Annotated in this window: 4 protein-coding genes, 2 tRNA genes, 3 rRNA genes and 2 pseudogenes; 3 read left to right on the plus strand and 8 right to left on the minus strand. The window is 43.6% G+C overall.

The genetic code is table 11. The features are described 5' to 3' along the window. A partial coding sequence (locus E0H81_RS15775; RefSeq protein ID WP_131320257.1) for a transposase occupies positions 1–183 on the minus strand: 183 nt, incomplete at its 3' end. A 147-nt stretch (positions 184–330) separates the two neighbouring features. On the opposite strand from E0H81_RS15775, the pseudogene E0H81_RS15780 reads away from it, so the two are divergent. Both E0H81_RS15780 and E0H81_RS15785 read left to right on the plus strand, forming a co-directional pair. Further along, positions 331–1,069: pseudogene (locus E0H81_RS15780) on the plus strand (IS5 family transposase). 70 nt (positions 1,070–1,139) lie between these two features. Then, positions 1,140–1,463, plus strand: coding sequence for a hypothetical protein (locus tag E0H81_RS15785; RefSeq protein ID WP_131320259.1), 324 nt, complete (start codon positions 1,140–1,142; stop codon positions 1,461–1,463). A 101-nt stretch (positions 1,464–1,564) separates the two neighbouring features. Here the strand turns inward: E0H81_RS15785 and E0H81_RS15790 are convergent, their stop codons facing one another. Further along, positions 1,565–2,029, minus strand: coding sequence for a hypothetical protein (locus E0H81_RS15790; RefSeq protein WP_131320261.1), 465 nt, complete (start codon positions 2,027–2,029; stop codon positions 1,565–1,567). A gap of 352 nt (positions 2,030–2,381) precedes the next feature. Between E0H81_RS15790 and E0H81_RS15795 the strand changes: the two are divergent. Continuing rightward, positions 2,382–2,525, plus strand: a pseudogene (locus E0H81_RS15795) (dihydrolipoyl dehydrogenase); the annotation flags it as partial. Here E0H81_RS15795 and E0H81_RS15970 read toward each other — a convergent pair. The 6 genes from E0H81_RS15970 to E0H81_RS15820 all read right to left on the minus strand — a co-directional run. After that, the gene (locus tag E0H81_RS15970; protein ID WP_165492644.1) at positions 2,497–2,634 is read right to left on the minus strand and encodes a hypothetical protein; all 138 of its coding nucleotides are present in this window, start codon (positions 2,632–2,634) and stop codon (positions 2,497–2,499) included. The pseudogene E0H81_RS15795 and the gene E0H81_RS15970 overlap by 29 nt on opposite strands. Positions 2,635–2,681: 47 nt before the next feature. After that, positions 2,682–2,796: ribosomal RNA gene (gene rrf, locus E0H81_RS15800) — 5S ribosomal RNA — on the minus strand. 178 nt (positions 2,797–2,974) lie between these two features. Beyond that, a 23S ribosomal RNA gene (locus E0H81_RS15805) occupies positions 2,975–5,871 on the minus strand. Between the two features lie 341 nt (positions 5,872–6,212). After that, positions 6,213–6,288, minus strand: a tRNA-Ala gene (locus E0H81_RS15810). Positions 6,289–6,365: 77 nt separating this feature from the next. Next, positions 6,366–6,442, minus strand: a tRNA-Ile gene (locus E0H81_RS15815). A 61-nt stretch (positions 6,443–6,503) separates the two neighbouring features. Next, a 16S ribosomal RNA gene (locus tag E0H81_RS15820) occupies positions 6,504–6,595 on the minus strand; the annotation flags it as partial.

Raw genomic sequence — 6,595 nt, forward strand, 5'->3', positions numbered from 1 at the left:
GTTGTAGGCTGTTTGCCATGGACAAAGATCCTCAGGAATATCACGCCAAGGCGCACCTGTTCGAAGTTTCCACAAAATGGCTTCCATAATATTTTTGCTATTACGTGAGCGGTAGCAGCCATAAAATTGCATGGTATTTTGGATTTGCACCCAAATTTCATCAGTAATGACTCTGCGTGACATGTTGGAAAACTTAATTTTAGAAGGGAGATATAAGATATTTTAATTGAATAGATGAGAAGAATGAAATATGTACATCAAATGAGGACACACCCTAGGGCGTGTCATCAATTAACTTGAGGAAAACCACCTTGTCCCCATTATATTTTTATGACTAAACGCTATGCATTAAGAGATGATCAGTGGGAACAGATTAAAGATCTGTTCCCTGGACGAATAGGTGCTGTTGGAGTAACGGCCAAAGACAACCGACTATTTGTTGAAGCGGTATTGTATCGGTATCGTTCAGGTATTCCGTAGCGAGACTTACCAGAACGCTTTGGTGATTTTAGAGCCGTACATACCCGTTTTAGCCGTTGGGCTAAAACAGGTGTGTGGCAGAGAGTCTTTGAAGTGCTGTCACATGACAGTGATAATGAATACGCCATGTTAGAATCCACTATTGTACGTGCTCATCAACACAGCGCTGGGGGAAAAAAATTAGGCGATTGGACGCAGTAAAGGTGACTTAAGCACCAAAATTCATGCCCGGACTGATGCTTTAGGTAACCCGACAGGATTTTATCTCACTGATGGGCAGGCCCATGACTTAAACGGTTCAGATGTGTTGCTGGACTTATCGTTGAGCCAGACCTGGCTTATGGATAAAGCCTACAACTCCAGGGATCGGGTCATTGATCCAATTTTAGAGACGAAGGGTCAGGTTGTGATGCCAGCGAAAAGTAATTCTATTGATCAGCGTGATTATGACCGACATCTCTACAAGGCAAGACATCTGATCGAGAACTTTTTTGCCAAGCTCAAGCAGTATCGTGCTATTGCCACACGCTATGATAAATTGGCTCAAAACTTCTTATCAGCGATTTATTTGGCTTCAACAATCATCTAGCTTAATTGATGACACGCCCTAGCTGCACATTATTATTTTTATCCTAACAATTTTTTTCGGGGATTTTATTTTGCTAAAAAAATTACTTCCATGCATTTTATTGACTGCTATGTCATTTACCCACGCTGCAAATCAAACTTCTTCTATACGTACCCCTGAAGGACAATTCATCAGTTTAGGCGATTCTTTTACGGATATGCAAAATCGACTAAAGTTGTCTCCAAATTCAATGATTACACGCGAATTCAAAGATGGTGAAAATGTTGATTTAGCAATGGACTATAAATACGAAATAGAAAATATGATGTATACCATTACTATTGTGAATGATCATGTAAAGAAAATTGAATGGTTCAATACTGATCAGGAAATTAAGGATGAATTAATGCAATAAACTTTTCTGTTGAGAAAATCCTGATGCTTAATTCTGATCATCCCAGCTAAATTAAAGATGATTTAACTGGGATCTTCGATTAAAACTTAACTGACTTAAAATTAAGCCTGGTCATCTTTTTTAAAGTTATTAAGTTTGTCTGTTGCAGTTTTCTTTAACTCGTCAAATTTAGTACCTGCCTGTACTTTGAGTTCATCAAATTTAACTGAGGCTTCTTGCTTAAGTTCAGTCACTTTTAATTTAGCTTCTTCAAGTTTATGAGTTACTTCCGCTTTTAGGTGCTCTAATTTCTCCTGTACCTTATTTTCTGTCTCTGAAGATTCAGTTTTTGCTTCTTTTGCTTTTTCATCAAATGACACTTTAGCTTCAGTATATTGAGCATCAGTTTCCGTGTTTAAATTATGAAGAGCTTTTTCACCTTCAAGCTTAATTTCAGCAGCTTTATGTTTGAGGTCATCACCTGTTTTTTCAACTTGCAGCTGCACTTCTTTAGCTTTGAACTTTAAGTCGTTTCCTACGTCAGATGCTTTATTTTTTAAACCGTCTAATTTATTTTCATTTGTCATGATTTTTTTCCTCTATTTTATTCAGTATTTAGCTCACTTATTAGTTATACAAGGCCCCTCCTATGAATGAAATCTTAAACTGCATTTTGAAACAAAGAATGTACAGGATGTAGCGAAAGTGAGATAAGTCATCTAATTAAAAGTATTGATATAAATTACAGATGCTTGATTAGCAAAGGTTAACAACGAAGAAAACATCCAAAAGAAAGATAAAATTATAAAAAATTCATATAAATTTGATGTGCAAAGTCAGGTTATACATTTCAGTAAATTATTAAGAATTTATCAGGATCTATAAAATGAACAGGCTTTTATGAGAAATGGTAAATGTGTAATTAAAAACTATCCGTGCTCTAATTATATGGCACATCTATTATCCTGGATGATTGCTGAGGACTTAAGCCTGGATGATATTTTAGAGAAACCTTTCTACCATCCCACCCTGGAAGAAGGCCTGAGAACGGCTTTTAAACACGCCCGGCGGCAGCTGGAATAAAACCGGGATTAACGCTGCTGCTGATCTTTTTAGCTGGTTTCGGGAACTTTTCTTTTTTGCTTTTCCCTGCTGCTTTATTCCAAGTCTGCTTTACATTTATTCCATGCATAAAAAAATCCCCCTCAGCGTATGCTAAGGGGGATTTTAGAATTAATGAGCTGGCGATGACTTACTCTCACATGGGTAACCCCACACTACCATCAGCGCAAAGAGGTTTCACTTCTGAGTTCGGGAAGGGATCAGGTGGTTCACTCTTGCTATTGTCGCCAGCACAACTGTTTATGGATACTTGCTCGGGTCTTATCTTGCGGAACAGTGTTCCTCATGCCGTTGCTTTTTCCAAATCTGAACAGATTGGGCTGTTTGAGTTGATATTGTCTAGCGTTTAGTTAACTAAATCAAGGTATTTGTATCGATTCAATCGAACCATACAACTGTTTGGGTGTTGTATAGTCAAGCCTCACGAGTAATTAGTATTGGTCAGCTTCATGCATCACTGCACTTCCACATCCAACCTATCAACGTTGTAGTCTTCAACGGCTCTTTAGAGGACATAAAGTCCTTGGGAAATCTTATCTTGAGGTAGGCTTCCCGCTTAGATGCTTTCAGCGGTTATCCCTTCCAAACATAGCTACCCGGCGATGCCACTGGCGTGACAACCGGTACACCAGAGGTTTGTCCACTCTGGTCCTCTCGTACTAGGAGCAGATCCTCTCAAATTTCCAGCGCCCACGGTAGATAGGGACCGAACTGTCTCACGACGTTCTAAACCCAGCTCGCGTACCTCTTTAAATGGCGAACAGCCATACCCTTGGGACCTGCTTCAGCCCCAGGATGAGATGAGCCGACATCGAGGTGCCAAACACCGCCGTCGATATGAACTCTTGGGCGGTATCAGCCTGTTATCCCCAGAGTACCTTTTATCCGTTGAGCGATGGCCCTTCCATACAGAACCACCGGATCACTAAGACCTACTTTCGTACCTGCTCGACTTGTGGGTCTCGCAGTTAAGCGCGCTTTTGCCTTTATACTCTACGCGTGATTTCCGACCACGCTGAGCGCACCTTCGTACTCCTCCGTTACTCTTTAGGAGGAGACCGCCCCAGTCAAACTACCCACCAGACATGGTCCTCGCTCCAGATTATGGAGCAGAGTTAGAACCTCAATATTACCAGGGTGGTATTTCAAGATTGGCTCCACCAGAACTAGCGTCCTGGTTTCAAAGCCTCCCACCTATCCTACACAAGTAAGATCAAAGTTCAATGTCAAGCTGCAGTAAAGGTTCACGGGGTCTTTCCGTCTAGCCGCGGGTACACCGCATCTTCACGGCGATTTCGATTTCACTGAGTCTCTGCTGGAGACAGCGCCGCCATCATTATGCCATTCGTGCAGGTCGGAACTTACCCGACAAGGAATTTCGCTACCTTAGGACCGTTATAGTTACGGCCGCCGTTTACTGGGGCTTCGATCAAGAGCTTCGCTTACGCTAACCCCATCAATTAACCTTCCAGCACCGGGCAGGCATCACACCCTATACGTCCACTTTCGTGTTTGCAGAGTGCTATGTTTTTAATAAACAGTTGCAGCGGCCTGGTTTCTGTGGCTGTCAACCGCTCAGGAAGTAAATTCCATCACCGTCGACAGCGTACCTTCTCCCGAAGTTACGGTACCATTTTGCCTAGTTCCTTCAGCAGAGTTCTCTCAAGCGCTTTGGTCTACTCGACCTGACCACCTGTGTCGGTTTAGGGTACGATTCCTGTGTAACTGAAGCTTAGAGACTTTTCCTGGAAGTATGGTATCAGCCACTTCGCTGTACAAGTACAGCTTGCTATCAGTTCTCAGCATAGAGCACCCCGGATTTGCCTAAGATGCATGCCTACTACCTTTCACCTGGACAACCAACGCCAGGCTGACTTAACCTTCTCCGTCCTCTCATCGCATTACACAGAAGTATTGGAATATTAACCAATTTCCCATCGACTACGCCTCTCGGCCTCGCCTTAGGGGTCGACTCACCCAGCCCCGATTAACGTTGGACTGGAACCCTTGGTCTTTCAGCGTGCGAGTTTTTCACTCGCATTGTCGTTACTCACGTCAGCATTCGCACTTCTGATACCTCCAGCAGACTTCTCAATCCACCTTCATCGGCTTACAGAACGCTCCCCTACCACTTACAATAAATTGTAAATCCGCAGCTTCGGCATATAGTTTTAGCCCCGTTACATCTTCCGCGCAGGCCGACTCGACTAGTGAGCTATTACGCTTTCTTTAAAGGGTGGCTGCTTCTAAGCCAACCTCCTAGCTGTCTATGCCTTCCCACATCGTTTCCCACTTAACTATAATTTTGGGGCCTTAGCTGGCGGTCTGGATTGTTTTCCTCTTGACTACGGACGTTAGCACCCGCAGTCTGTCTCCCGGATAGTACTCATTGGTATTCGGAGTTTGCATCGGTTTGGTAAGTCGGGATGACCCCCTAGCCGAAACAGTGCTCTACCCCCAATGGTATTCGTCCGAGGCGCTACCTAAATAGCTTTCGGGGAGAACCAGCTATCACCGAGTTTGATTAGCCTTTCACCCCTATCCACAAGTCATCCCCTGGCTTTTCAACGACAGTGGGTTCGGTCCTCCAGTTAGTGTTACCCAACCTTCAACCTGCTCATGGATAGATCACCCGGTTTCGGGTCTACACCCAGCAACTAAACGCCCTATTAAGACTCGGTTTCCCTACGGCTCCCCTATACGGTTAACCTCGCTACTGAATGTAAGTCGCTGACCCATTATACAAAAGGTACGCAGTCACCGGACGCAATGCCGGCTCCCACTGCTTGTATGCATGCGGTTTCAGGATCTATTTCACTCCCCTCACAGGGGTTCTTTTCGCCTTTCCCTCACGGTACTGGTTCACTATCGGTCAGTCAGGAGTATTTAGCCTTGGAGGATGGTCCCCCCATATTCAGACAAGGTTTCACGTGCCTCGCCCTACTCGACATCATCATATAAGCCCTTTCGTGTACAGGACTATCACCCACTACGGTTGCACTTCCCAGAGCATTCCACTAGAACTTATATGACTTAATGGGCTTTTCCCCGTTCGCTCGCCGCTACTAAGGGAATCTCAATTGATTTCTTTTCCTAAGGGTACTGAGATGTTTCACTTCCCCTCGTTCGCCTTGCATGACTATGTATTCATCATGCAATACCTACCTTATGGTAAGTGGGTTTCCCCATTCAGAAATCTCCGGATCACAGGATATTTGCCGCCTCCCCGGAGCTTATCGCAGGCTATTACGTCTTTCATCGCCTCTGACTGCCAAGGCATCCACCACATGCACTTAATTACTTGACTATACAACCCCAAACAGTCGTCGTTACCTACAAGGAGTAACTACAACTTATCGTTCAAAGTTTTGCAGATTGAACTGCAGTACAGCTTCAATTGAATTCATATACCAAAACGCTTGATTCAGTTAATTCGCTAGTGCTCAGATCTTCATTTCACTCAACAGTAACAAGTTACTGCTAAATTCAATTCAGTTCTGAGTTAAACAATTATTTCAACTCAAATTTGCCAATCTGTTAATGAATAAACTTGCCTTCGTCAGGTCAGGTTTAAAACACTGTGATAAATCACAGAACTTAATAAACTTAAACAGTTCACTAAATTCTATAATTTCTCAGCTTAATATATGGTGGAGACTAACGGAGTCGAACCGTTGACCTCCTGCGTGCAAAGCAGGCGCTCTACCAACTAAGCTAAGTCCCCAGCTTATCATTAGATCAATGTATTCTGATTCTCTGTTCTCATTCATGCTTTCTTTCGATTGCATTGCTGGTCAGGAGTGGTGGGTCTGACAAGACTTGAACTTGTGACCCCACGCTTATCAAGCGTGTGCTCTAACCAACTGAGCTACAGACCCTCAGATACATCTTTATGAAGAACAACTTGTTGTGGATTCTTACCGATCGTCAATCTTTCGTTAAGGAGGTGATCCAGCCGCAGGTTCCCCTACGGCTACCTTGTTACGACTTCACCCCAGTCATCGGCCACACCGTGGTAAGCGTCCTCCTTG

This window comes from Acinetobacter terrestris, assembly GCF_004331155.1.
Lineage (GTDB): Bacteria > Pseudomonadota > Gammaproteobacteria > Pseudomonadales > Moraxellaceae > Acinetobacter > Acinetobacter terrestris.

Excerpts from the sequence above, each read along its gene's own strand:
- E0H81_RS15790 (WP_131320261.1), bottom strand. The coding sequence starts at position 2,029 with ATGACAAATGAAAATAAATTAGACGGTTTAAAAAATAAAGCATCTGAC.
- E0H81_RS15970 (WP_165492644.1), bottom strand. The coding sequence starts at position 2,634 with ATGCATGGAATAAATGTAAAGCAGACTTGGAATAAAGCAGCAGGGAAA.